The sequence below is a fragment of the Celeribacter halophilus genome, from assembly GCF_018860305.1.
Classification (GTDB): domain Bacteria; phylum Pseudomonadota; class Alphaproteobacteria; order Rhodobacterales; family Rhodobacteraceae; genus Celeribacter; species Celeribacter halophilus_A.
This window is the reverse complement of record NZ_JAHKPE010000031.1, coordinates 289307-314204: the sequence shown is the minus strand read 5'-3', so window position 1 is coordinate 314204 and position 24898 is coordinate 289307. Positions and strand designations below refer to the sequence as shown.

At 59.8% G+C, this 24898-nt stretch carries 21 protein-coding genes; 12 read left to right on the top strand and 9 right to left on the bottom strand.

Going from position 1 to position 24898, the window contains the following annotated elements; translation table 11 throughout:
• The 4 genes from KO492_RS13355 (at position 1) to KO492_RS13340 (ending at position 4788) form a co-directional block, all read left to right on the top strand.
• Positions 1-1515, top strand: coding sequence for a malonate--CoA ligase (locus tag KO492_RS13355; RefSeq protein ID WP_216045410.1), 1515 nt, complete (start codon positions 1-3; stop codon positions 1513-1515).
• A 198-nt stretch (positions 1516-1713) separates the two neighbouring features.
• Positions 1714-2871, top strand: a complete 1158-nt coding sequence (locus KO492_RS13350; RefSeq protein WP_252735524.1) for a DUF3500 domain-containing protein — start codon at positions 1714-1716, stop codon at positions 2869-2871.
• Positions 2868-3434 carry a hypothetical protein gene (locus KO492_RS13345; protein WP_216045409.1) on the top strand — a complete coding sequence of 189 codons (567 nt, stop codon included), beginning with the start codon at positions 2868-2870 and terminating at the stop codon, positions 3432-3434. Before KO492_RS13350 ends, KO492_RS13345 begins: the two co-directional genes overlap by 4 nt.
• Positions 3435-3690: 256 nt before the next feature.
• Complete coding sequence (locus KO492_RS13340) at positions 3691-4788, top strand: TRAP transporter substrate-binding protein (RefSeq protein WP_216045408.1); 1098 nt, start codon at positions 3691-3693, stop codon at positions 4786-4788.
• A gap of 103 nt (positions 4789-4891) precedes the next feature.
• On the opposite strand, the gene KO492_RS13335 is transcribed toward KO492_RS13340, so the two are convergent.
• The 3 genes from KO492_RS13335 to KO492_RS13325 form a co-directional block, all read right to left on the bottom strand.
• Entirely contained in the window at positions 4892-5347 is a 456-nt protein-coding gene (locus KO492_RS13335) for a hypothetical protein (RefSeq protein WP_216045407.1), read from the bottom strand.
• A 114-nt stretch (positions 5348-5461) separates the two neighbouring features.
• The gene (locus KO492_RS13330) at positions 5462-6109 is read right to left on the bottom strand and encodes a response regulator transcription factor (protein WP_216045406.1); all 648 of its coding nucleotides are present in this window, start codon (positions 6107-6109) and stop codon (positions 5462-5464) included.
• Positions 6106-7530 carry a cache domain-containing protein gene (locus tag KO492_RS13325; RefSeq protein ID WP_216045405.1) on the bottom strand — a complete coding sequence of 475 codons (1425 nt, stop codon included), beginning with the start codon at positions 7528-7530 and terminating at the stop codon, positions 6106-6108. Before KO492_RS13325 ends, KO492_RS13330 begins: the two co-directional genes overlap by 4 nt.
• 341 nt (positions 7531-7871) lie before the next feature.
• Here KO492_RS13325 and KO492_RS13320 point away from each other — a divergent pair, with 341 nt between their 5' ends.
• The 4 genes from KO492_RS13320 to KO492_RS13305 all read left to right on the top strand — a co-directional run bounded on the left by KO492_RS13320 (position 7872) and on the right by KO492_RS13305 (position 13051).
• Positions 7872-8969, top strand: a complete 1098-nt coding sequence (locus KO492_RS13320; RefSeq protein WP_066607862.1) for a TRAP transporter substrate-binding protein — start codon at positions 7872-7874, stop codon at positions 8967-8969.
• Between the two features lie 171 nt (positions 8970-9140).
• Complete coding sequence (locus tag KO492_RS13315; RefSeq protein ID WP_066608155.1) at positions 9141-10070, top strand: TRAP transporter small permease subunit; 930 nt, start codon at positions 9141-9143, stop codon at positions 10068-10070.
• Positions 10071-10091: 21 nt separating this feature from the next.
• On the top strand, positions 10092-12446 hold the full coding sequence (locus KO492_RS13310; protein WP_216045404.1) for a TRAP transporter large permease: 2355 nt from the start codon (positions 10092-10094) through the stop codon (positions 12444-12446).
• Positions 12447-12592: 146 nt separating this feature from the next.
• A complete protein-coding gene (locus KO492_RS13305) occupies positions 12593-13051 on the top strand; it encodes a hypothetical protein (protein WP_216045403.1) in 459 nt (152 codons plus the stop codon).
• A gap of 90 nt (positions 13052-13141) precedes the next feature.
• Here KO492_RS13305 and KO492_RS13300 read toward each other — a convergent pair whose 3' ends face one another.
• The 4 genes from KO492_RS13300 to pepT form a co-directional block, all read right to left on the bottom strand.
• The gene (locus KO492_RS13300) at positions 13142-13990 is read right to left on the bottom strand and encodes an arginyltransferase (RefSeq protein ID WP_216045402.1); all 849 of its coding nucleotides are present in this window, start codon (positions 13988-13990) and stop codon (positions 13142-13144) included.
• Between the two features lie 154 nt (positions 13991-14144).
• Positions 14145-14612, bottom strand: coding sequence for an RDD family protein (locus KO492_RS13295; RefSeq protein WP_416351231.1), 468 nt, complete (start codon positions 14610-14612; stop codon positions 14145-14147).
• Between the two features lie 60 nt (positions 14613-14672).
• On the bottom strand, positions 14673-15161 hold the full coding sequence (locus tag KO492_RS13290; RefSeq protein WP_216045401.1) for a DUF2852 domain-containing protein: 489 nt from the start codon (positions 15159-15161) through the stop codon (positions 14673-14675).
• Positions 15162-15429: 268 nt separating this feature from the next.
• Positions 15430-16695: a peptidase T gene (gene pepT / locus KO492_RS13285; RefSeq protein ID WP_216045400.1), complete on the bottom strand. Its 1266-nt coding sequence runs from the start codon at positions 16693-16695 to the stop codon at positions 15430-15432.
• A gap of 156 nt (positions 16696-16851) precedes the next feature.
• Here pepT and KO492_RS13280 point away from each other — a divergent pair, with 156 nt between their 5' ends.
• Complete coding sequence (locus KO492_RS13280; protein ID WP_216045399.1) at positions 16852-19632, top strand: glutamine-synthetase adenylyltransferase; 2781 nt, start codon at positions 16852-16854, stop codon at positions 19630-19632.
• Between the two features lie 27 nt (positions 19633-19659).
• Here the strand turns inward: KO492_RS13280 and eda are convergent, their stop codons facing one another.
• Positions 19660-20301 (bottom strand): bifunctional 4-hydroxy-2-oxoglutarate aldolase/2-dehydro-3-deoxy-phosphogluconate aldolase, encoded by a 642-nt coding sequence (eda, locus tag KO492_RS13275; protein ID WP_216045398.1) that lies wholly within the window; start codon positions 20299-20301, stop codon positions 19660-19662.
• Positions 20302-20548: 247 nt separating this feature from the next.
• On the opposite strand from eda, the gene KO492_RS13270 reads away from it, so the two are divergent.
• Complete coding sequence (locus tag KO492_RS13270; protein WP_216045397.1) at positions 20549-21673, top strand: NADH:flavin oxidoreductase; 1125 nt, start codon at positions 20549-20551, stop codon at positions 21671-21673.
• Between the two features lie 133 nt (positions 21674-21806).
• On the opposite strand, the gene edd is transcribed toward KO492_RS13270, so the two are convergent.
• The gene (gene edd, locus KO492_RS13265) at positions 21807-23606 is read right to left on the bottom strand and encodes a phosphogluconate dehydratase (protein WP_216045396.1); all 1800 of its coding nucleotides are present in this window, start codon (positions 23604-23606) and stop codon (positions 21807-21809) included.
• A 326-nt stretch (positions 23607-23932) separates the two neighbouring features.
• On the opposite strand from edd, the gene KO492_RS13260 reads away from it, so the two are divergent.
• Both KO492_RS13260 and KO492_RS13255 read left to right on the top strand, forming a co-directional pair.
• On the top strand, positions 23933-24085 hold the full coding sequence (locus KO492_RS13260; RefSeq protein ID WP_216045395.1) for an RSP_7527 family protein: 153 nt from the start codon (positions 23933-23935) through the stop codon (positions 24083-24085).
• Between the two features lie 170 nt (positions 24086-24255).
• Entirely contained in the window at positions 24256-24870 is a 615-nt protein-coding gene (locus KO492_RS13255) for a DUF6778 family protein (protein ID WP_216045394.1), read from the top strand.
• The last annotated feature ends 28 nt before the right edge of the window (positions 24871-24898 follow it).

Genomic DNA, 24898 nt, shown 5'->3' with positions numbered 1-24898 from the left:
ATGGCAAACCCCCTCTATGACCGTTTGTTCGGCGTCCATGCCGGAAAATCCACGCCGTTTCTGAAACGCCCCGACGGGCAGGTGCTGACGCATCAGGCGTTCCTCGAGATCGGGGCGCAGCTTGCCCATGTGATGACGGGGCTGGGCTTGCAGCCTGGAGATCGTGTGGCGGTGCAGGTTGAGAAATCCGCAGAAGCGCTGGCGCTCTACGCCGCGTGTGTGCAGGCCGGTCTTGTCTTTTTGCCGCTCAACACCGCCTATACCGTCGATGAATTGCGCTATTTCATCGAAAATAGCGGGGCATCCCTGATCGTGTGCAGCGACAAGAGCAAGGATCAGATGGTCGCGGTGGGCGAGAGCCTTGGCGCCAAGGTGGAGACGCTCAACGGCGATGGCAGCGGATCTTTGATGGCGCAGGCCAAGACCATGCCGGACACATTTTCCACTGTGGCGCGTGAGGCCGATGATCTGGCGGCGTTTCTCTACACTTCCGGCACAACCGGACGGTCGAAAGGCGCGATGCTGACGCAGAACAACCTGCTGTCCAATGCCGAGACCTTGGTCAAGGAATGGCGGTTTACGAGCAGTGATGTGTTGTTGCACGCCTTGCCGATTTTCCACACACACGGGTTGTTTGTGGCCACAAATATCGTGCTGGCCTCAGGCAGCAGCATGATTTTCCTGCCGAAATTCGATCTGGACCAGATCATCGCCTATCTGCCGGAAGCCACCACGATGATGGGGGTGCCGACGTTTTACACCCGTCTGCTTGATGATGCGCGATTTACAAAAGATCTGGCCTCACACATGCGGTTGTTCGTTTCCGGTTCCGCGCCCTTGCTGGCCGAAACCCATGTCCAGTTCGAGGAGCGGACCGGCCACCGTATTCTGGAACGCTATGGCATGACAGAAACCAATATGAACACCTCCAACCCCTATGACGGCGAGCGTCGTGCTGGCACGGTGGGCTTTCCGCTGCCGGGGGTGGAGTTGAAAGTCACCGATCCGGAGACCGGCAAGACCCTGCCCGATGGAGAGGTGGGACAGATCGAAGTGCGCGGCCCGAATGTGTTCAAGGGCTATTGGCAAATGCCGGAAAAGACCGCCGCCGAACTGCGTGAGGACGGGTTCTTTATCACTGGCGATCTCGGCAAAATCGATGAGGACGGCTACGTTCATATCGTCGGGCGCAACAAGGATCTGATTATTTCCGGCGGCTACAATATCTATCCCAAGGAAATCGAACTGGTGCTCGACGAGCAGCCGGGGGTCGTGGAAAGCGCCGTGATCGGCGTGCCGCATCCGGATTTCGGGGAGACCGTCGTCGGCGTGATTGTGCCGCAAAAAGACCGCGCACCGGATTTCGACGCGATCATGGAGGCCGTGGGGCAGTCCTTGGCCCGTTTCAAACACCCGCGCAAACTGGTCCTTGTGGATGAGTTGCCGCGCAATACGATGGGGAAGGTGCAAAAGAACATCCTGCGTGAGCAATATAAGGACTTGTTCGCTTCATGAGGGTCTGAAGCGGTGACGGGCGCGGATCATTCTGTGCCCGTCTTGCCATCGGGAGGTGGCCTGCGCGGGTCCTGTTGTTTCCCGCATCCTCGTGCGAGCGACAGGAACAGGTCAGGCGAGGTCTTTCGGGCGCTTTTGGTTGTCTTGGCGGGGCAAGCTGATTAACGTAACGTCAACAATCTTACAAGGAGCGCGCCGATGGGCAAATCCAGTTTCCCTCTCGCCGGTGTGATCGCAGCAATTGCGATTGCCGGTGCCGTTGATATTGCTCGGGCGCAGCCCGCAGGGCCGCCTCCGGGGGGCGGAGAGCCGCATGAAAATGATCCGCGCTTGATGGAGGAAAACATCAATATCGGTGCGGTCGAACTGCCCGACACAATCGAGGCTTGTGGTGATGAGCCGGGGTTCGCGCGACTGTTGTGCCTGAGCGAATTGCTCAAAACAGATGTTTCCGATGATATGCTTGAGCTTCTGGAGCTGCCCTATTCCGTAGAAACGGCCCAGAAGTGGAGCAACCTGCCCGCAGGGGGCTATCCGGATCGTCCGGGTGTGCTTTTGGGGGAGTTTTCGGAGGAACAGCTTGGCCTTGTCAAAGCGATCTTGATGGAAGCGGGGAGCCTGCGTGAGAACGAAGGTTATGACGAGATCGAACAGAATCTCAATCTGGATGATTTCATTTATACCGTGGCCACGGATCAGGCCGGATATTCGTCTTCGAATTTCTATTTCGCTTTTCTCGGAACGCCAGCCGAAACAGGGACTTGGGAATTGTATTACGGCGGGCACCACTTTGCCTTTGCCAACACCTACACCGATGGTGCTCTGGTCGGGGCCACGCCGTCTTTCCGCGGGGTCGAGCCGTTTCGTCCTGTCGAATTTAACGACCGCCTGAACCTGCCGATGGCGCAGGAACGTGACGCGTTCGCACGCTTGTTGCAATCGCTGACAGAGGAGCAGCGCGAGGTCGCTTTGCTCGAAGGCACCTACCGCGATATTCTCGCAGGTCCGCAGGCCGATGATGCGATCCCCGAAGAAAAAGAAGGGTTGAGCGTTTCGGAACTCAGTGACGAGCAAGTGTATCTGTTGATCGCCGCGCTGGAGACCTATGTGGGCGACATCAATGATGCGGGGGCCGCAGCCTATATGGAGAAATACGAGGCCGAGTTTGCCGACACCTATCTCGGGTTTTCCGGCACGACCGATCTGGACAGCGAAGACGACTATGTGCGCCTGCATGGCCCGTCGCTCTGGCTGGAGTTCTCGATGCAGTCCAACAAATCCACGGGCGAAGAGGGCAATCATCCACATTCTGTCTGGCGTGACCAGCAGGATGACTACGGTGGCAACACCCTATGAGGCTGAAAACATGTATGCGCGCGGCCTGTCTGGCCGTGTCGCTGGTGTTGGGCGGGGCAGGGGCCGTGTTGGCGCATGCCTTGCCGGGCAGCGTCCTGATATTTTCGCACAAAGACGAGGACCTGCGTCTGGTTATTTCCTTTCCTCTCGAAGACCTGATGGTGGCCTCATCCGAGTTTGAGACGTGGGAGGGTGCTTTGGTGAACGAAAACCTGACACCGGCGCAACTCGCACAGATCACGGATTATTTCGCGCAGCATGTCGCCATCACCCATGCGGGAGAGGCCCTGCCGTTGATGCTGACAGATGCGGTTTTGCGCTATGACCAGAACGCAGATGTCGGTCTCTACGTGTGCCTTGTCGCGACGATGGCAGCGCCGCTCGCTCAGGGTGAGCCAGTCTTTCCGCTTGTTCTGACCTATGATGCGCTGATGCATGAAATTCGCAGCCACCGTGCCGATGTCTATTGGCGGGACAGCGCAGGCATGGACAAACATTTGGCGAATTTCGGGTTCCGGCGGGTTGACGGACAGCCGCGCCCTATCGAATTGCTTGCCCCGTAAGGTATTGTTTGTCTCGTAAAGTGAAGAGATCCAAGGCGGGGTAAGCCGTGGGGCACGTGAGTGGTGCTTGGCGAGGACAAGGCTCTATATTCCTATTTCGCCCCCTATGAGCAAAAAAGTTGCGTCCCCTCCGCATCTGCGCGCAATTTTGGCGCAATTTTGGGTGTGTTTCCCCCTTCAATCTTCCGGAGGCCCTCACTATGGTGCGCGCGATTTGGTGAGGGGAGTCCCTTACGCACATTTGGAGGATACTTATATGGATCGCCGTTCTTTTCTGAAAACATCCGCGCTCGGTGGCGCTTCTGCTGCGGCCGCGTCCACGCTGGCCGCGCCGATGTATGCGCAAGGCAAGCGCACCCTGACCATGGTCTGCTCCTGGCCGCGCGGTCTTGCGGGGGTCTGGGAAGCTGTTGAGCGTTTCGTGGACAGTGTCCAGACCATGTCCGACGGTCAGCTTACCATCGAGGCCCGCGCCGCTGGCGAACTGGTGGGCGGTCTTGAAGTGTTCGACGCCGTGACCTCCGGTCAGGCCGACATTTACCACTCCGCTGAATACTATTTCACCGGCCAGCACCCCGCGATGGCGTTTTTCACCACCTCTCCCTTCGGCATGACTGCGCCGGAAATGATGGTTTGGTATTACGGTCAGGGCGGGCAGAAGCTGCACCGCGATCTGGGCGAAATCTTCGGGTTGCGCGCCAACATCGGCGGCCAGACCGGCGCGCAGGGTGGCGGCTGGTTCCGTAAGGAAATCACCTCTGTCTCCGACTTCCAGGGCCTCAAGCTGCGGATGCCGGGCTTGGGCGGCGAAGTGGTCGGCAAACTGGGCGCTTCGGTTCAGGTGATGCCGGCGGGTGACATCTATCAGGCGCTCTCCTCGGGTGCTTTGGACGGGACGGAATGGGTCGGCCCGTGGTCGGACGAACGTCTGGGCCTGCAAGAGGTTTGTGACTATTTCTATCCGGCCGGTTTCCACGAGCCGGGCTCGGCACTGTCGGTCAACACCAACCTCGAAGTGTTCCAGTCGCTGACACCGGCACAACAGCGGATCATCGACAATGCCGCCGCCGAATGTAACCAGTTCGACTACGCGCTGTTCCTCGCCAACAACGGTCCGGCGCTTCAACGTCTGATCTCGGGCGGCACGCAGATCAAGCAATTCCCTGATGATGTGTGGGAAGCTTTGGGCCGCGCCTCCAAAGAGGTTCTGGATCAATATATGGACGACGATCTCTTTGTCGAAATCCGCACCGCTGTCGAAGAGTCGATGAAGGCCACATCGGCATGGATGGGTCAGTCCGACACGTTCTACAGCACCCAGCGCAACCGTGTTCTGGCGATGATGGGAGACTGATCTTTCCTGATCGGTGAGAAATCAGAGACGCGCGGGGGAGGGATCCCCTGCGCGTTTTTGTTGAAGCGTGAGGGCGCGCCCTTTGCGGTCTTGCGTGATGGGGTCAGAGTGTGGGGCCAGCGATGAGATGTGTGATCTTGCCCTCAAACAGCAGGACACTGATCTGAGCGGAACATCCGTTTGTGCGCCATCTGAACGGGAATTTTCGGGGCAGGCAAAAGACCAGCCCCCGATCAGCTCGATAACTGTCTGCGCCCGAGCCAAAGCCCGTGTCAAAGGATGCCCCGTCAACAGAGGTCCTGCGCAGGAGAGACCAGGAATGTCTTTCAAACCAGTGAATTATCTCGTCTTCTTCACACGCTAACCCATGTAGCGCGCCGCCCGATTGGTCCGAGTTCAAATGGCGATATTGCTCTGTGCCGTCGAGTGTCCATGACAGATCCGACAGGGTATCCACGCAGCGTGTCGGCTCTTCTGCGTGGGACATCACAGGGCCGAACAGGAGAAAGCCGGACATGAGGACTGTAAGAATTTTGGTGGCGGGCTTGATGGCGGGCATGGGGATCATGCTTCAGGTTTAGCCGGATTTATGGCCGCAGGCTATGTCTATTGCCTGATGAATATTGCTTGCGCGCGACAAGCGGTCAGGGAGTTCGCTTTCAGCAGCGGCCCTTTAGAACCGTCCTGTGCCTTGCAAAACCCCGTGTTCCAAAGCATAGCGCGTCAGTCCGGCGGTGGAGGAAATCCCCAGCTTGCGCTTGATGTTCTTGCGGTGGGTCTCGACCGTGCGCACGGAGATGTCGAGGGCGGCGGCGACTTCCTTGTTCGATTTGCCCTGCGCCAGTTCCAGCAGGATCGTCTGTTCGCGCTCGGTCAAAGGTTCCCGCCCGTCGCGGATTTTCGGCCCCATTGCGGCCTGCGCACCGGTGCAGAGGAATTTCTCCCCGCGCATCACCGCCTCGATCGCCTCTTTTACATCCTCGGTCGGCACGTCTTTGAGCACATAGCCCATCGCCCCGTGCGAAAGTGCGGCTCCGATATATTCGGGGCTGTCGTGCATGGACAGGATCAGGATGCGGGTTTCGGGGCGGCGCTCCAGAAGTAGCTCTGTCGCCGTCAGCCCGCCCATACAGGGCATGTTCAGATCCAGCAGCACAACGTCCGGCGCCAGCGTGTCGATCTGGTCCACCGCCTCGCGCCCGTTGCTCAGCGTACCCACCACGTCGATATCCTCGAAACTTTCCAGCAACGCACGGATGCCCTCGGCCACCAACGGATGATCGTCCACGATCAGAACGCGGGTTCGGGTCATGTCATTCATCGGGCGTTTCCTATGTGGGAGCGGGGGCGGTTGGAGCCTGCGGGAGGCAGGATATGCTTCAACGGCACGGTGGCGTCAATGGCCGTGCCGGGGGAGAGATGTGTGATGGTCAATGTGCCGTCGAGCTGTTCCATCCGCTCGACCATATTGCGCAGCCCGATGCCACGACCGGTCTTGCTGGTCTCGGAAGGGTCGAAACCTTGCCCGTTGTCACTGACCAGAAGCGTTGCGCCTGTGCGGTGGCCTGCGAGTTTGATGGAGACCTCGGTGGCCTCGGCGTGGCGCTCGATATTGGTGAGGGCCTCTTGTGCGATGCGAAACAGGGCGATCCGTGCCTCTTCGTCGAGCCGGTTGCGAAAGACGACGGTTTCCAGCCCTGTCTTGATCCCTGTGCGTTTCTCGAATTCTTCGGCCAGAGCCTGAAGCGCGGGGCCAAGACCCAGATCATCCAGCACACCGGGGCGCAGGTCGCGGGAGATGCGGCGCACCTCGGTGAGCGCACCGCCCAGCATGTCGAAACTGCGGTCGAGACTGGCCGGAGCTTTCGGATCGCCCGCCTTCAACTGCCGCCGCGCCAGTTCCATCGCATAGCGCACACCGACAAGGATCTGGCTGATCCCGTCATGCAATTCACGGGCGACGCGGCCACGCTCTTCTTCTTGCGTGTCGAAAATACGCTGGGTCAGTTCCTTGAGCTTGGCATCTGCGAGACGGCGCTCGCGGATCGTGATCGAGACACCTGTCATAAAGACCAGAAGCACAGCGGCCATGGTGATCGCACCGATATAGCCGAAGGTCCGGCGCACACGGGCGTTGACCTCTGCGCGCGCGGCGGCAACAGAGGTCAGCACATCGTCGATAAACACGCCTGTGCCGATGGCCCATTGCCAGTCCTGCAAGCCGATCACATAGCTGATCATGCGGGCCTCCTCGCCGGTGGAGGGTTTGGGCCAGAGAAATTCGTGATAGCCGCCGCCCTGACGGGCCAGCCGGATCAACTCGTCGACCACGGGCGTGCCTTCGCTGTCGGTGCGTCCCGCCCAGTTGTGGGTGATCAGTTCGGTCTGGCGCGGGGCGACGAGGTTGGTCCCTTGATAGTCATAGACAAAGAAATAGCCCTCGCTCCCGTAGGTCATGGCGGCAAGAGTCTGTGTCACCTTGGTCTTGGCCACTTCGTCATCGGGCGGGGCGGGGTTGTAATCGGCGCTGATCGAGGTGCGCGCCAGTTGCAGGTAGTTTTGCAACTCCTGCTTTTTGGCGCTGATCAACTGGGCTTCGAGATCGGCGATCTCGCGTTCCGACATGGTTTTCGACTGATGCGCCACGACAAAGGCAATCGCCGCGACAGAGAGGATCAGCGGCAGAGTGGCGAGCAAATAGAGTTTGCGCGCATAGGTCATCTCGGGCAGCAGCCGCGTCATGTCGAGGGTCCGGTCTTTGGGTCGAATGCAGGATAGCGGCGTTCCGCAGCGGGTCAATCGGAGGTTTGCATCCGCAATATGGTAGGAAAGTTACCAATTTTCATCAGAAAAAGTTACAAAATGAGGCCTCTGCGTAATGTTGGGTATTTCCTCGCGCCTTTGTGACCGCTAACCTCTTTGAACGATCCGGCCCGCATGTGGCCCGTCAGATGATCTGCCCGTTTCTGGTGCGAAGGCGAGAGGACCTTTGCGCCGCTGCTTGAAAGGGGGGAAGGGGCTGACTGGTGTCGCGTGGGTCGGGGTTAAAATTCGCCATAGACTATTTTGGGAGGAAACCATCTATGGATCGTCGTTCTTTTTTGAAAACATCCGCTCTGGGCGGGGCATCTGCTGCCGCTGCGTCCACTCTGGCCGCGCCGGTATATGCACAGGGCAAGCGCACGCTGACTATGGTCACCACATGGCCGCGCGGACTTGCGGGCGTCTGGGATTCCGTTGAACGCTTTGCCGCCAATGTCGGCGCACTCACCGACGGGCAGCTGACCGTCGAGCCGAAAGCCGCAGGCGAGCTTGTTGGCGGGTTGGAAGTCTTTGACGCTGTGACCGCCGGTCAGGCCGATATGTATCACGGCTGCGAATATTATTTCACCGGGCAACACCCTGCGCTGGCGTATTTCACAACCGTGCCCTTCGGCATGACCGCGCCGGAAATGATGGTGTGGTATTATTCCATGGGCGGTATGGAGCTTCACCACAAGCTGGGCGAAATCTTCGGCCTCAAGGGCTTTATCGCCGGTCAGACCGGTGGTCAGGGCGGGGGCTGGTTCCGCAAGGAAATGAAGTCGCCTTCCGATTTCCAGGGTCTGAAATTCCGTATGCCGGGGCTTGGCGGGGAAACCGTGTCCAAACTCGGCGCTTCCGTGCAGGTGCTTCCGGGTGGCGAGATTTATCAAGCCCTGTCTTCCGGCGCGCTGGACGGCACCGAATGGATCGGCCCGTGGTCGGACGAGAAGCTCGGCCTGCAAGAGGTCTGTGACTACTACTATCCGGCGGGCTTCCACGAACCAGGTGCCGCGCTTTGTGTCACCACCAACCTCGAAGTGTTCGAAGGTCTGACCCCGACACAGCAGAAGGCCATCGAGATTGCCGCGGGCGAGTGCCATCAGCACAACTACGCGCTGTTCGTCGCCAACAACGGTCCGGCGCTGCAACGCCTGATTCAGGGCGGCACACAGCTCAAGGAATTCTCCGACGACATCTGGACCGCCTTCGGGACCGCCGCCAAGGAGGTGCTCGACGGGTATATGGATGACGAGATCTTCGCGGAGATCCGCACCTCTTATGAGGCGGCGATGTCTGCGACCTCCGGCTGGATGGGACGCTCTGACGGCAAATATACGCCGCAGCGCGACCGTGTGATCGCGGCCCAGTCGGAATGATGTCTTGAAAGACTGAAAAACAGGAAATGCGCGCGGTTTTCGCGCGCATTTTCGTCCTTTTCGCGTTGTCGTCCGTGTTCCAGAAGCGTAAAGCAACGCCATTACACACATAGAATAACATGACACTGGGAACGGGCCGCGCGGATGCGGGCCGGGAAGGGGACAGACGAGATGGAAGAACAGGCCGGTACGTCTTTTCTGGGACTTGTGGTGGACGCGGTGGTGAGCCTCGTTGTCAACCTCGGTCTCGGGTTCTGGCACATCATTTATGCGCTTACACATCCGGGGCTTTGGCTCGATTGGTCGGATAAGGAAAGCCTTTTGCGCTTTGTTTATTACGGTGGATCAAAAGAGCTTCTGTTCGTCTTTCTGGATGTGGTGATCGTGCTCTCCGTGATCGGCTTTGTCCATCGCCCCTTCCTGTGGGCGCTGGTGCGCGGGCTTGAGAAGATCGCCAATACCACAGGACGCGTGGCCGCATGGTTCGGCCTTCTGATGGTGCTACAGCAGATCATCGTGGTGTTCTTGCAGTCGATCTTCCGTCAGGGCGAGATTTCGATTTCGCCGTTCGGCGGCGGGTTCACGGAATCTGTTGGCTGGTTCTCCGAAAGCCTCAAATTCGAGAACGCCCTCGTTGTGGCGCTCTGTGTGTCCTATGCCTTTGTGCAAGGCAGCCACGTCCGCGTGGATCTGATCTATGCCGGCGTCAAACACCGCACCAAACGCGCCATCGACATGTTCGGGTCGCTGTTCTTCATGCTGCCTGTCGCGCTTCTGACATGGATGTATGCGTGGTTCTTCCTCTGGCGGCACCTGATCACGCCGAAAGTCTCGGCCTCTGACGCGCTGGACCGGATGCTGATGAAGGCGCGGATCGTGAAATGGAACGTGGAAACCGTGTCCTTTTCCGCCAACGGGTTCAACGGCTATTTCCTGTTCAAAATCCTGATGCTGTGCTTTCTCTCGCTGGTGATTTTGCAGGCGCTGGCCTTTTTCTACCGCTCCTTCCTCGAATTCGTCGAGGGCGAAGAGAGCGCAGGTAAATATCTCGACAAAGACACGCTCGGCGAAGGTGAAGAAACCTTTGAAGGCACGTATTAATTCGAGCGAAGGAACAAACACATGCTTTTCGGACTTGATGGCGTAGAAATCGGCCTCATCATCGTATTCCTTTGCCTCTTCGGCGGTATTCTCACGGGCTTTCCGGTGGCGTTTGCCATCGGGGGTGCGGGGCTTATGTCATTTGGCATCATCGCCGCTCTGGACAGCGCGGGCATCCTTGTGCACGAGGCGCTGGATACCGGCTCGCAGGCGTACCGCGATCTTGTGAATTCAGGCGTCAATCCCGCCAATATTTCGCATTTCAGGTATCCCGACCTACCGGTTTATCCCGAAGCACTCTTCCCCGGCGGATGGGAGCAGGCGGTGGATCGCAACCTGTCCTTTATCGTCAACCGGATGAACGAGCGCGTCTTTGCAGGGGCTTCTATTGAGACGCTTCTGGCGGTGCTGATGTTCGTGATGATGGGGATCGTTCTTGAACGCTCCAAGATCGCCAACGACCTTTTGACGACCATGGCGCGGGTCTTTGGTCCGCTGCCTGGTGGTCTGGCCGTGTCCGTGGTGATCGTGGGTGCCTTCCTCGCGGCCTCCACTGGCATCGTCGGGGCGACCGTTGTGACCATGGGCTTGCTGTCCTTGCCGACCATGTTGCGTCACGGCTATTCGCCGCAGCTTGCCACAGGGGTGATCGCCGCGTCGGGCACCTTGGGGCAGATCATTCCGCCTTCCATCGTCATCGTGCTTTTGGGCACGCTGGCGGGCGATCTCTATTCCGCCGCCCAAGAGGCGCGGGCTCAGGCCGTGGGCTGCACAGATGCGTTGACCTATCTTGGCGAACCCGCAGTGGTCTCCGTCGGCACGCTGTTCCAAGCGGCCATGTTGCCGGGGATTTTCCTCGCCAGCCTCTATGCGCTTTATGCCTTCGGTTACGCTTTGTTCAACCCGTCCAAGGCTCCGCCGGTTCATCTGGAACACACCAGCCATTCCACCATCACGCGCCGCGAAGGTGTGTTGTGGTTCATCGCCGTGCCGGTGATCTTGATCGGTGGCGCGATTGCCTCTGGTCAGATGGGAATTGCCGGTTCGCAACAGATCGTGGTGTCCGAATTCTCCGAAGCGGGCGCGCGGGCCTCTTTGCGCACTGCGGTGTCGGATCAATGTCAGGCGGCCATGATTGAATTGCACGGTCAGGACGCATGGGACAAGGCCGTGGCCGAACAAGCCGCGATCGAGGCGTCTGGTGGGTCGCAAGGCTCTGTGCAGCGCACACCGGAAGAGATCGAAGCCCTCACTACCGATGCGGTGACGAACGCGCCGAAACTGGGCAACGGGCTGCTGACGGTTATGGTGCTTTTGTCCCTGATGCTGTCCTTTGGCCGTGGTGTGGCGCCGACCGGTGATCCGCGTCCGCTTCTGATCGGTGCGGCAGGGATCGTGGGTGTGCTGGTTCTGGATGCGCTCTTTGTAGGGCCGCTGACCACTTCGGGCACGGCCTTTGTGATCTACCTGATCCCCTTTGCAGCACTGGCATACGGGCTGAAAGCCGCTGCGGCAAATCTGGCCAAGAACGAGTTGTTCCGTGTGGTCTTCCCGCCCTTGGTTCTGATCGTGGCGGTGCTTGGCTCCATCCTTGGCGGTGTGACCAACCCGACACCGGCGGCAGCACTTGGGGCAGGGGGCGCACTTTTGCTCGCCGCTTACCGCAAGCTGTCGGATCATCACAAGTCGGGCAAGATCATTCTTGGTGCCGCCTTTGCTGTAATTGTCATGATCCTGATCGGGTCGAATTTCGACCTGCGTCTGGGCCGTGGCGATGTGCCGTTCGAGGATTGGGTGGCTTACATCGTCGCGCTTGGGGCCTATTACTACGCCATGTTCGGCATTCTCTATGCCTGCTGGGTGCTGTTCTCCGATGGCACGTTGGGCATCGTGGTGCGGGAAACAGCGAAGGTCACGTCGATGGTCTTCACCATCCTCATCGGGTCGCAGCTTTTGAACCTCGTGGTGATTTCCTTCGGTGGCGAACACTATATCCAGAGCTTCCTGCGCAGCTTTGACAATGAGTTCACCGTCTTCCTTCTGGTGATGCTGGTGCTCTTCATCCTCGGGTTTGTGCTCGATTTCCTCGAGATTATCTACATCGTTGTGCCCATCGTCGGGCCGGTGATTTACGGCGGCACGATGGACCCGAAATGGGTGACGATCATGATTGCTGTGAACCTCCAGACCTCCTTCCTGACACCGCCCTTCGGTTTCGCGCTGTTCTACCTGCGCGGGGTGGCGCCGAAAGAGGTGACGACGGGGCACATCTACAAAGGCATCATTCCCTTTGTGCTCATTCAGATGCTCGGTTTGGGGATTCTCTGGGTCTTCCCCGATATTGTGACGATTGTGCCGAACCTCTTGTCGAACTGACCTGAGGCACATTGAGAGACACGCAAAACCCCGCCGGTTTCGGCGGGGTTTTCTTTTGGCTGCGAAAAACTTCTTGCTTTGCGATGCAAGTCTTATAAAAACACTAAGGTATTTAGCGCAGTTTCGCGTCCACAAGGAGCCCGATCATGTCTTTCCAATCTGCCCGTGCCCTCGACCAGCTTACCGAAGACGCGTTAGAGGGGGCGCAACCGGTAGGAAAGCTCTCGCAACTGGGCGAGCAGGGGCGCGTGGTTGTGACGCTCTTTCGCGGCTCGGACGCGCTGCGCCGCTCAAGTGATATGGGCAAGATTTTCGAACAGATGATGATGGTGTTCCGGCGTCACGGGCGGCGCCAGTTGGTCAGCCACGGGATGAGCTGTGATTGCCTTGGGGCGGACGAAGCGGTGCTGGCGCAATTCGTGCGTATGGCGGCCCGTGGCAAGCGCGAGGATGCCTGTCTTATGGCCATGCTGATCGTGCGTGCGGATGTGGCCCCTCTGGCGGTGTCACTGGCCGAACAGTTGGGCTTGCTGGTCGACGCCACGCTGCGCACAGATCCGCGCGCGATGATGGGCGCGGAAACGGGCAAGAGTGCCGTGCATTAAAGCCTGAACGCGCGATGTCGGACTCGCTGTGCGACGGGCAGCGCCGCTGCGTATCCCATTCGGTGACATGTAAACCTGCCGCGACAGGGCTCAAAACAGCGGCTTGTCCGGTTTTGTGCTCTGCATATCCGGCAGGTCGATCTTGGCCACCTGCTGCGCAATCGGTTCGTTTTCCAGCGGATGACTGTCCGGCGAGAAATCATCGGGATCTTCGACCTCGACCCATTGCCCGTCCTGATAGACCTCAAGCGCCGAGAACCGCGCCTTGTAGCCCATTTTCGGAGACCCCGGCACCCAGTAGCCGAGATAGACATAGGGCAGGCCGGCATCCCGCGCGATCTCGATATGATCAAGGATCACATAGGTGCCGAGGCTGTCCTTGGTCAGTTCCGGTTTGTAAAAGGAATAGACCATCGACACCCCGTCATCGAGAAGGTCTGTCAGACAGGTTGCCGCCAGTTCGCGGGGCGTGCCGTTCTCGCCGGGGATGTAATATTCGATCACACGGGTGCGGATCGGCGTCTCTTCGATCATCGCGGCAAATTCGAACACATCCATATCCGCCATGCCGCCGTCGGCGTGTCGCGTCTCCAAATACTCGCGGAACAGTTCGTATTGCGCTTCCGTGGCCCAAGGCGAGGTGGCCCCGCGTTTGAGGTATTTGTTCTTGTTCATCGCGCGGCGCTGGGATTTCGACGGTTTGAAATCCGCCACCCGGATACGGGCGGAGAGACAGGCGTTGCAGCCCGCACAGGTCGGGCGGTAGAGCACGTTTTGCGAGCGCCGGAACCCCTGTTTCGAGAGGCTGTCATTGAGCGCGATGGCATTCTCCCCCTGCAGCGACGTGAACAGTTTGCGCTCCATCCGGCCCTCCAGATAGGGGCAGGGTTGCGGGGCCGTCACATAGAATTGCGGCGCGAGGGGGAGGGAATGGCGCATGGGTTAAACTTGGGGTGTATGACAAAATGTCGGGTTACATGTTGAGGAAAAGGTAGCAATTCACAGCCCCTTCGCCAAGTGGTTCAAACCGCAAATCTCCGGCTTGCAGCGAAAAAGGGGACTGACGCGCCCCCTTTTGTCCGGAATTTCGCCATCAGTAGCGCGACGGGCGGTTGATCGCGGCAGTGCCGAGGATCCAGTCCGAGAGGCCTTGTCCGCGTGCGGTGGTGGCTATGAGAATAACCGATATGACTTGCAAAAATCCGGTAGAGCACCAGACGGTGAACAGCGTGGTGTGCAGCACGGCCATGCCAAGATCAAACCGTGCGCCCTTGCGGTCACGGAACTCGATCCCCATCAGGCGCATCCCCCATGTGGCCGATCCATTGGCAATGGTGATGACCCGATAGGCAAAGCTCACCACGGCAACGAGAAACGGGAAAAAGAAAATCCCTGTGAAGGCGGTGAAGGGGACAATGAGGGCGGCGATCAGCACGCCTGCGATCAGGTCGACCACAAAGGCCAAGGCGCGTTTTGTGGGGACCGAGGCGTAAAAATCGGGCTGGCGGTCGGGGTCGGGCAGGCCCCAGAGATCATCTTCGTCATATATCATGCTGCGCATTCTCGTTTCTCCAAGGGAAAGAGGCAAGCCCCGCGTGTGCCGCAGGACTTGTCTTGAGGCTCAGGCCCCCTCTGTCTTACCGGCATCCGGCGTTTCGACCTCTGCCGTGTTATGTCCTTCGGCGGCGCGTTTGGCGCGGTCTTCCATGAACTGGTCGAACTCGGCCTTGTCTTTCGCCGCGCGCAGACGTTCGAGGAAGGTCTCGAACTGCTCCTGCTCGTCCTGAAGCCGGCGCAGGGTCTCTTCCTTATAGGCATCAAAGGCGGAGTTGCCGGAGGGGCGGGCAGCGGCATGGGCGGTATAAGCCCGTGCGCGGTGCATGTGGCGACCACGGGGGCCGTGGTGCGGGCGGTGTTTGCAAGCGAACATTCTTTTGCTCCAGATCATATAGGCGAGAAGGGCGAGGCCGACCGGCCAGACAAAGATAAAACTGAGGACCATGACGGCGATCCAGGCGCCTTTGCCCTTGTCGTCAAGCCATGTCTCAGCCCGTCGAAGCCAGCCCTGCGCGGACTCGGCGGGCGCGTAAGTGTAGGTGGCGTGGGGCATGGGGTTCCCTTTCGAACTGAGTGTTGCGTGTTTCTGTGGATGTGAATGCTTTTCACATTAAAGAGATGGGGTGCGGATACCCGTCTCGCAAGAGGTTATGTGAATGTTTTTTACATTAAGTTAAAAAAATATTTTATTGCAGTGGTTTATATGTGTTTATTGATCTTATTTTGGAATGTTTTAGGAGACAGAAAAGGCCGGCCCCTCATGTGAGGAACCAGCCTGCAGGTCAAAACATCTGTGATCTCGGACGCTTTCCGCCCGCGTTTTAGCCGTCCTGTGCCTCCGTGTCGGCGGCAAGGCTGGCCAGTTCCAGACAGAGCTTTGTCGCCACGGCCATGTCCTGCACCGAAATCCATTCCAGAGGTCCGTGGATGTTCTGCATTCCCGTAAACAGGTTCGGCGTCGGCACGCCCATCTCCGTCAGGCGCGAGCCGTCGGTGCCGCCACGGATCGGCACGGAGACAGGTTCAATCCCCAGTTTGCGGCAGGCAGTGCGCGCCAGATCGACCGGCGTCATGTCCTTTTCCAGCCAGTAGCGCATGTTGCGATATTGTGGTGTGATCTCACAGGTGATCTCGGCACGCGGCTCTGTTGCGGCCACGGCGTCACAGACCTTGCGCACGATTGCACCTTTCTCGGCTAGTCCCTCGCGTTCAAAATCGCGCAGGATCAGCGTGATCTTCATTTCCGAAGACCCGCCGACCATATCCGTGGCGTGGATAAACCCTTCGGTGCCGTCCGTGACTTCCGGCGTCATCACGGATTGGGGCAGGGTCTGGATGATTTTGGAAGCCAGATGGATGGCGTTGACCAGCTTGTCCTTGGCCTGTCCTGGATGGATCGAAACGCCTTTCACGGTGATCTCGGCCCCGTCGGCGGAGAAAGTCTCATAGACAATCTCGCCCACCTCGCCGCCGTCGAATGTATAGGCGAAATCGGCGGCCAGATCCTTGGGCAGGGCCTTGGCCACGCCGCGCCCGATTTCCTCGTCAGGGGTAAAGGCGATGCGGATCGGCCCGTGTTTGATGTCGGGGTTTTGCAAAAGATGTTTCGCAGCGGTCATGATGATCGCTACACCGGCCTTGTCATCGCCTCCCAGAAGCGTGGTGCCCGATGCGGTGATGATGTCATGGCCCTGCTTCTCGGCCAGATAGGGATATTCGACAGGCGAGAGAACAAGCGCCGGATTGTCGGGATAGGTGATGTCGCCGCCGTTATAGCCCTTGATGACACGCGGTTTGACGCCGGTGGCATTGAATTGCGGGGCGGTATCCACATGGGCGAGAAAGCCGATGGTCGGGCCTTCTGCCGTGGCGAGGATGGTAGCCAGAACCGTGCCGTATTCGGTGAGTTCCACATCCTGCGCGCCAATCTCCTTCAACTCCGCCTCCAGAAGCCGCAACATGTCGAACTGACAGGTCGTGCTGGGAGATGTGGGCGAGTTTGCATCGCTCTGGCTGTCAATCGCCGCATAGCGGACGAGGCGGGTTTCCAATTCCTGATCGAAGCTTGCTGGGGTATCCTGTGGCATCTGTGATCCTCTTTCTTTGCGCTAAATGGGCGCGCGCTGAGCGCCAGAGTCAAGATGCGCGCGTGCATGCCCCCTTTGCGCGCGGGGCGTGTGCCGGTTTGGGCTTGCACTTCGGTTGGAAAATCCGCTCTTTTGGGGGCGTTGGAGGATATGCCCATGAGTTTTGACAGTCGCATCACCCGTTGCCCGCGCGCCTATGAACCGGAGCGTGGCGCAGAAGCCCGCGATGCTGTGCCGGATCTGTCGGGTGCGGTGGCCGAGTTGATCGAAGGGGCGGCTGGCTCTGCGCCCTATCTGCATGGGCTGATCCTCAAGGAGGCCGACTGGCTGCCCGAGGCGCTTGATGATCCCGAGGCGGCGCTGGCGGCGGAAATCGCACGGATCGAGGCGCTGCCCTTTGACCGGATCAACCCTGGTCTGCGTCAGGCCAAGCGCCGCGTCGCGCTTTTGGCCGCGCTCTGTGATCTGGGCGGGGTCTGGGGCCTGTTCGAAGTGACGGGTGCGCTGTCCTTGCTCGCGGATCGGGCGACGCATGTCGCGCTTAGGGCCCATGTGGGTCGCGAGATCACCAGAGGCAAAATCCCCGGCCAGACCGAGGCGGATATCGAAAGCTGTGGCGGGGTCTTCGCGCTGGCCATGGGCAAGCACGGGGCAGGGGAGTTGAACTATTCCTCGGATATCGACCTGATCTGCCTGTTCGACGAAAGCCGCTTTGACGGCATTGATCGCATGGAGGCGCGCGCCGGATTCATTCGGGCCACGCGCAAGGCGATGGCGAGCCTGTCGGACCTCACCGGCGACGGCTATGTGTTCCGCACCGATCTGCGCCTGCGGCCCGATCCTTCGGTCACGCCCGTCTGTTTTGCGATGGAGGCGGCCGAGCGCTATTACGAAAGCGTCGGGCGCACATGGGAGCGCGCCGCCTATATCAAGGCCCGCGCCTGTGCGGGAGATACGGCGGCCGGAGAGCGGTTTCTGGAGCATCTGACGCCGTTTGTCTGGCGCAAGCATCTCGATTTCAATGCCATTCGCGAAACCCATGAGATGCGGCTGAAAATCCGTGCGCATAAGGGGCTGGGCGGGGCGTTGACGCTGGAAGGTCACAATATGAAGCTGGGCTATGGTGGCATTCGGGAGATCGAATTTTTCGCCCAGACCCGACAGCTGATTGCCGGCGGGCGCGATCCTGACCTGCGTCTGCGCGAGACGGTGCCGGCCTTGGGTAAACTGGCCGAAAAAGGCTGGGTCGAGGCGGAGGTGGCCGAGACCTTGAGCGCGGATTACATCGCCCATCGGGAGGTGGAGCACCGCCTGCAAATGCTGCGCGATCAACAGACCCACAGCCTGCCGACCGCGCCCGAGGAATTCGACCGTCTGGCCGCGCTTATGGGCACGGACACAGAGACTATGCGCGCCGAGATTGCGCAGCGTTGCGAACGCGTCAATGCGCTGACCGAGGATTTCTTCGCCCCCGCCGATGCCGCCCCCGCGCCGGAACTGCCCCCTGAACAGGCGGAAATCACCGCGCGCTGGTCCACCTATCCCTGTCTGCGCACCGCCCGCGCACAGGAGATTTTCGGGCGTCTCAAACCGGAACTTCTGAGCCGCATCCAAAACCTCGACAAACCCACAGAGGCGCTGACCCATCTGGACGGGTTTCTCAAAGGGCTCCCAGCAGGCGTTCAGCTTTTCGCCCTGTTTGAAGCCAATCCGCAGCTTATCGACCTGATCCTCGACATTGTCTCCACCGCGCCGCATCTGGCCCGTCACCTGTCGCGCAATGCGGGGGTTCTGGATGCGGTGATCGGCGGCGGGTTCTTTGCGCCGTGGCCGGGACGTGCGGCTCTGACAGTGGAGCTTGCCACCCATCTTGAAGAGGCGGGCGATTACGAGCGCCAGCTTGACACCTGTCGTCGCTGGGCCAAGGAATGGCACTTCCGCGTCGGCGTCCACCAGTTGCGCGATCTGATCACGGCGGATGAGGCGGGCTCGCAATATTGCGACATCGCCGCCGCCTGTGTCGCCGCCCTCTATCCGCAGGTTGTGGCCGAGTTCTCCTGCAAACACGGCCCGCCACCGGGGCGTGGTGCGATGGTTCTGGGTATGGGGTCTTTGGGCGCGGGGCGTCTGACCGCGGCGTCGGATCTGGATATGATCGTGATCTATGATGCGGCCGGGGTCGATGCATCCGAAGGGCGGCGGCCTTTGCCGTCTCGCACATATTATGCGCGGTTCACCCAAGCCCTGATCACCGCCATGACCGCCCAGACCGCCGAAGGGCGTCTCTACGAGGTCGATATGCGCCTGCGCCCCTCGGGCAAGCAGGGGCCGGTCGCCACGTCTTTCGAGAGTTTCCAGAGCTATCAGTTGAACGAGGCTTGGGTCTGGGAACATCTTGCACTCACACGCGGGCAGGCGGTGGCAGGGGACGCGGGGCTGATGGCGGATGTCGAGCGTTTCCGCGCCACGCTGATCTCCGGTGCACAGGATGAGGCCCGCATCCGTCAGGAAACCCGCGAGATGCGCGCCCGTCTGGCGCAGGCGAAACCCGGCGGCCCGTGGGATCCGAAAAACGGTGCGGGACGGATGATGGACATCGAATTGCTGGCCGAATCCGCGGCCTTGCTGGCGGGCTCTGCCGCGCAGGACATCTACGCCCAGCTTGGCTCGGGTGGCGAGAGCGGCTGGCTGACACGTGATGAGCAGATGCTGTTGACCGAGACCTACCGGCTGATGTGGCGGCTGCAATCGGCAGCGCGGCTTCTGACCGGAGAAAAGCTCGATCCGCAAGCCGTGGGCGCGGGCGGGCGAGCGTTTTTGCTGCGCTCTAACGGGGCGGTGAGCATGGAAGCCCTGTCCGAGGAGTTGCGCCAGCGGGCCGAAAGCGCGGCACAGGTGATTGCCACCGTGTTGGAGCGCCCCGCACCGACTGCTTAGCCGGAGCAGGGTGTCAGCGTTCAAGGATTAGCGCGGCAGGGCGGCCGCCTCGCGGGCCAGTTCCTCGATGGCTTTCCAGTCGCCTTTTTCCACAAGCCCCGCAGGCGCGACCCATGAGCCGCCCACGCAGAGCGTGTTGGAGAGCGACAGGTAGTCATTTGCGTTTTTCAGGGACACGCCGCCAGTCGGGCAGAATTTCATTTGCGGCAAGGGTGCGCCGATAGCCTTGAGCGCAGGGGCGCCGCCATTGGCTTCGGCGGGGAAGAACTTCGCCACCGTGTAGCCGCGTTCCAGAAGGCGCATCACGTCGGAGGCGGTGGAGGTGCCTGCCAAAAGCGGCAGGTCGGCGGCTTCGCAGGCGTCCAGAAGCGTGTCGGTTGCCCCCGGAGAGACGCCAAATTTCGCACCGGCCGCGACCGCGTTTTTCACATCTTCCGGCGTCAGCAGCGTGCCGGCCCCGACCACACCGCCCTCGACCTGTGCCATCTCGCGGATCACATCCAGCGCCACCGGCGTGCGCAAGGTGACCTCAAGCGCGGGCAAGCCGCCAGCAACCAGTGCCTCGGCTAGAGGGCGGGCGTGGGCGACGTCATTGACGACAAGCACGGGAACAACGGGGGCGAGGCCACAAACCTCGGCGCATTTCAAACTGGCGTCTTGCGGTGTCATTTCTAGCTCCTGAATGTGCTCTGCTGTCTCTGCGGCCCATGTGTGCCGCGTGTTAGGGGAAAGTTAGCGCTAAATCGCCTTTAGTGAAACCCCGAAGCGTGACCCTGCTTCGTTTCACAACCGGCCTGATCACCATAGACACATGCGCATTTTTGTCATCTCCCCCCTGCATGGATTTCTGCATCGCAGAGGTTGTCGGATGTTTGCGCCACCATAGATGAAGATCAAAGAGACACAGGAGCGCAGAATGACTGCCCAGATCGACAATAAAACCGCCACGCTTTTTCGCCCGTTTTCCTACAAAGGGCTGGAGCTGAAAAACCGCATCGTTATGGCCCCGATGACGCGTGGTATGGCGCCTGATGGCATTCCGGGTCCGGAGAATGCGGCCTATTACGCCCGTCGCGCGGCGCATGAGGTAGGGTTGATCCTGTCGGAAGGTACTGTGATCGACCGTCCGGCATCGCGCAACCTGCCGGGGATTCCGTTTTTTCATGGCGAGGAAGCGCTGTCCGGCTGGAACCGTGTGATCGCGGCGGTCCATGCCGAGGGCGGCAAGATGGGGCCGCAAATCTGGCACACCGGATCGACCCGCGCGGGCGCTTGGGAGCCGGATGCGCCGGTCGAGAGCCCTTCGGGTCTGGTCGGTCCGGATGAGCCGCGTGGCGTTGCCATGAGCGAAGACGATATTCAGGCCACCATTGCCGCCTTTGCCAAGGCTGCGAAAGCCGCGAAAGATCTCGGTTTTGATGTCGCGGAACTGCACGGTGCGCATGGCTATCTGATCGACCAGTTTTTCTGGGAGGGCACGAACAAGCGCGAGGACCACTGGGGCGGCGAGACCATCGAGGAACGGTCGCGTTTCGCGGTCGAAGTGGTCAAGGCGGTGCGCGCCGCTGTAGGGCCGGACTTTCCGATCATCCTGCGCCTGAGCCAGTGGAAACAGCAGGATTACACCGCGCGTCTGGCCAATAATCCCGAAGAAATGGAACGCTGGCTTGTGCCGCTGGTCGAGGCCGGTGTGGATATTCTCCATTGTTCCCAACGCCGATTCTGGGAGCCGGAATTCCCTGAAGTTGATGGTGAGAACGGGTTGAACTTTGCCGGTTGGGCCAAGAAACTCACGGGCGTGCCGACGATTTCTGTGGGCTCTGTCGGGTTGTCCGGCGAGTTTTTGGCGGCGTTTGGCGGGCAGGGCTCCGAAGTGACGCCGCTGGACAAGCTGTTGACGCGGATGGAGGCCGACGAGTTCGACCTGATCGCCGTGGGGCGTGCGCTTTTGTCGGATTATGCTTGGGTCGAAAAGGTCAAGCGCGGGGCGACGGATGAGTTGAAAGGTTTTGATGCTGCCTCGCTCGGTGAGTTGCGTTGAGCGCTGCCGGTTGGGCATAGCATACTGAAAATAAAGTAACGCCCGCCGGTTCTGGCGGGCGTTTTTTGATATGTTGCATCTTGGCCTGTGCCCCAGACACACAGGGTCTCTGACACTGAGACACAGGACCGGTTCAGTAGAGCGAACAGGCGCCTTCTGTGGCGGGGCCTGCATTGCGGCGGAAGGTTTCGAACAGCTCGCGGCCCATGCCGACCGTATTGGCGGAGAGATCCGCGGTCACAACCTCACGCGCTTCGAACCCGTCTTCAAGCACCTGCAATGTGCCATTTATCGCATCGACTCGCACCAGATCCCCATCGCGGAGTTTGGCGATCGGGCCGCCTGTGGCCGCTTCGGGGGAGACATGGATACAGGCGGGCACCTTGCCAGAGGCACCGGACATGCGGCCATCGGTGACAAGCGCAACTTTGAGGCCGCGATCCTGCAACACGGCCAGGGTTGGGGTCAGCGAGTGCAGTTCCGGCATGCCGTTGGCACGCGGGCCTTGGAAGCGGACCACAACCACGGTGTTTTCGGTAAATTCGCCTTTCTGGAAGGCGGTTTTGACATCGTGCTGGTCGTGGAAAATGCGGGCTTTGGCCTCGACCACATGGTGTTCTGGTTTCACGGCGGAGACTTTCATCACGCCACGGCCGATATTGCCTTTGAGTTCCTTGAGGCCACCGCTTTTCTGGAACGGGTCGGAGGCGGGACGCACGATCCGGTCGTTCACGGTCTCGCGGTCCGCATCGACAAAGGTCAACACGCCGTCGTGTAGTTTCGGCTCTTTGGTATAGAGCGACAGTCCCGTGCCCGCGACGGTTTTGACATCCTCGTGCAGAAGCCCCGCAGAGAGAAGTTCGCCCACAAGATAGCCAAGCCCGCCAGCCGCATGGAAATGGTTCACATCGGCCAGACCGTTGGGGTAGACCTTGGCCAGAAGCGGAACGACATCGGAAATGTCGGAGAAGTCCTGCAAGTCCAGAATGATCCCCGCCGCGCGTGCCATCGCCGGAAGGTGCAGCACAAGGTTGGTCGAACCACCTGTCGCCATCAGCCCGACAATGCCGTTTACAAAGGCCTTCTCGTTCAGGATCGACCCCACGGGCGTATATTCATTGCCAAAAGCGGTGATCTGGAGGGCGCGTTTGGTGGCTTCGCGGGTCAAGGCATCGCGCAGCTCGGTGCCCGGATTGACGAAAGACGCGCCCGGCAGGTGCATCCCCATGATCTCCATCAGCATCTGGTTCGAGTTGGCGGTGCCGTAGAAGGTGCAGGTGCCTTGGCCGTGATAGGCTTTCATCTCGCTTTCCATCAATTCGCGGCGGGAGATTTCTCCGGTGGCGAATTTCTGGCGGACCTTGGATTTTTCGTCATTGGTGATGCCGGAGGTCATGGGCCCTGCGGGAATAAAGACCGTCGGGACATGGCCATAAGCGGCGGCGGCCATGATCAGGCCGGGAACGATCTTGTCGCATACGCCCATGTAAAGCGCGGCGTCAAAGCAGTTGTGCGACATGCCGATGGCGGCGGCCAGTGCGATGGTGTCACGGGAGAACAGCGACAGCTCCATGCCGGGTTGGCCTTGTGTCACCCCGTCACACATGGCGGGCACGCCGCCTGCGACCTGTGCCGTGGCACCCTGTGCGCGGGCGACCTCGCGGATGATGTCGGGGTAGTGCTCATAGGGTTTATGCGCGGAGAGCATGTCATTATAGGCAGAGATTATGCCGATATTGGGCGCCCGCCCGTCGGCCAACGTGCCTTTGTCATCGCCCATAGCGGCATAGGCGTGGGCCTGATTGCCACAGGACAGATGCGCCCGCACCGGTCCCTGATCTGCAGCCTCGGATATCCGGGCGAGATAGGCCTCGCGGGTCGGTTTCGAGCGTTCGATGATGCGTTGGGTGACGGCTAGGATCTGGCTGTTCACGGGTCTGGCCTTTGCTTGTGTTGCTGGCTGTGAAACGAGTTGTCTCAAGTTAGCGCTAACTTAGCGTGTTTCGGACCGAATGTCCATCTGCGCGGGGCAGGAAGGGCCGGAATGGCCCTGTTCCTATGCTGCACATGCATGAGGGTTGCTGCAAGTGCATAGCGGGTCTTCCGGTTCAGTACTCGCTAGGTCAGGATTTGTGACCTATATTGAAAACATCGGGAGGATCGATGCAACAGGGTTTGCGTGAACAAGCCCGACTGCGTGAGAGGCTTTCCGGCAAGGTGCCCGGCCTCGACGCTCAACAGACAAGCAAAGGTGATCCTATGAAAGACTCTTCTGCAAGCTACATCGACATGACTGAAATCGAAACCGAAGCCCGCCTGATGCGTGCCCAGATGGCGCGTTATATGCTGCGTGCGGCAGGTGAATGGTTCCGTGGTCGCGCCCATAACGCGCACCGTGCGAAAACCGTCTGAGCCAAGGGCTTCAGTCCTGCGCCGCCTTTGAGAAACTGTGCGGCACCTAATTGTATCGGATTCATCACCCGTTTTGAAAAGCCCCGGAAAAGCTCCGGGGTTTTCGCATTCTGGCCTTATTTCAATGAGAAATTAACCAGGAATTGAGGGAAGAATCCCCGGAGAGTGTGATGAAAAATACTAGTAAACTGGCAATTGCCCTTTTGATTGCAGCCGCAACCAGCGCCTGCACAACCGAAACCACGTCCCGCGCTACGCCGATGACGGGCAGCCTGAGTGCTGTTGCCGCCGGAGAAAATGTGCGGATCGCGTCGGATTTTCGCGTCACCAAAGTGAATGTGGTTGTGCCGGAGACGCTTACGGTGTCCGAGGCCAATGGTATCAAGCCGCGCGCTGATATCGTCTGGCGTGAAGACGCCTATGGTGATCGCCATGCGCAGGTGAAAGCCATTATGGAAGCGGGCCTCAAACGCGGTGCGAAAGCTCTGAGCGGGCAACGACCGGTTGTTCTTGATGTGCAGGTGGTGCGTTTCCATGCCCAAACGGAGCGGGTGCGTTACTCCAGCCTTCCTTCGGAGCACGAGATTGAATTCATGCTGACCGTGCGTGATGCGAACACCGGTGAGGTGCTTGTGCCGTCGCATATGGTCAATGCCACCTTCCATGCCTATGGCGGTGATGAGGCCGTGGCCGCCGATCGCGCTGGCATTACACAGAAACAGCGGATCTCTGGACATCTGGCAGGTGTGATTGCCGCCGAGCTGTCGAAATCGGCAACGCTCTGATCCCTCTTTCTAAGAGATCAAAAGACCG

Coding starts and splice junctions, on each gene's coding strand:
- KO492_RS13305 (WP_216045403.1), top strand. CDS start 12,593: ATGTCTTTCCAATCTGCCCGTGCCCTCGACCAGCTTACCGAAGACGCG.
- KO492_RS13300 (WP_216045402.1), bottom strand. CDS start 13,990: ATGCGCCATTCCCTCCCCCTCGCGCCGCAATTCTATGTGACGGCCCCG.
- KO492_RS13270 (WP_216045397.1), top strand. CDS start 20,549: ATGACTGCCCAGATCGACAATAAAACCGCCACGCTTTTTCGCCCGTTT.
- KO492_RS13260 (WP_216045395.1), top strand. CDS start 23,933: ATGAAAGACTCTTCTGCAAGCTACATCGACATGACTGAAATCGAAACC.
- KO492_RS13355 (WP_216045410.1), top strand. CDS start 1: ATGGCAAACCCCCTCTATGACCGTTTGTTCGGCGTCCATGCCGGAAAA.
- KO492_RS13330 (WP_216045406.1), bottom strand. CDS start 6,109: ATGAATGACATGACCCGAACCCGCGTTCTGATCGTGGACGATCATCCG.
- eda (WP_216045398.1), bottom strand. CDS start 20,301: ATGACACCGCAAGACGCCAGTTTGAAATGCGCCGAGGTTTGTGGCCTC.
- KO492_RS13315 (WP_066608155.1), top strand. CDS start 9,141: ATGGAAGAACAGGCCGGTACGTCTTTTCTGGGACTTGTGGTGGACGCG.
- KO492_RS13335 (WP_216045407.1), bottom strand. CDS start 5,347: ATGCCCGCCATCAAGCCCGCCACCAAAATTCTTACAGTCCTCATGTCC.
- KO492_RS13255 (WP_216045394.1), top strand. CDS start 24,256: ATGAAAAATACTAGTAAACTGGCAATTGCCCTTTTGATTGCAGCCGCA.
- KO492_RS13350 (WP_252735524.1), top strand. CDS start 1,714: ATGGGCAAATCCAGTTTCCCTCTCGCCGGTGTGATCGCAGCAATTGCG.
- pepT (WP_216045400.1), bottom strand. CDS start 16,695: ATGCCACAGGATACCCCAGCAAGCTTCGATCAGGAATTGGAAACCCGC.
- KO492_RS13345 (WP_216045409.1), top strand. CDS start 2,868: ATGAGGCTGAAAACATGTATGCGCGCGGCCTGTCTGGCCGTGTCGCTG.
- KO492_RS13280 (WP_216045399.1), top strand. CDS start 16,852: ATGAGTTTTGACAGTCGCATCACCCGTTGCCCGCGCGCCTATGAACCG.
- KO492_RS13320 (WP_066607862.1), top strand. CDS start 7,872: ATGGATCGTCGTTCTTTTTTGAAAACATCCGCTCTGGGCGGGGCATCT.
- KO492_RS13310 (WP_216045404.1), top strand. CDS start 10,092: ATGCTTTTCGGACTTGATGGCGTAGAAATCGGCCTCATCATCGTATTC.
- KO492_RS13325 (WP_216045405.1), bottom strand. CDS start 7,530: ATGACGCGGCTGCTGCCCGAGATGACCTATGCGCGCAAACTCTATTTG.
- KO492_RS13295 (WP_416351231.1), bottom strand. CDS start 14,612: ATGCGCAGCATGATATATGACGAAGATGATCTCTGGGGCCTGCCCGAC.
- KO492_RS13290 (WP_216045401.1), bottom strand. CDS start 15,161: ATGCCCCACGCCACCTACACTTACGCGCCCGCCGAGTCCGCGCAGGGC.
- KO492_RS13340 (WP_216045408.1), top strand. CDS start 3,691: ATGGATCGCCGTTCTTTTCTGAAAACATCCGCGCTCGGTGGCGCTTCT.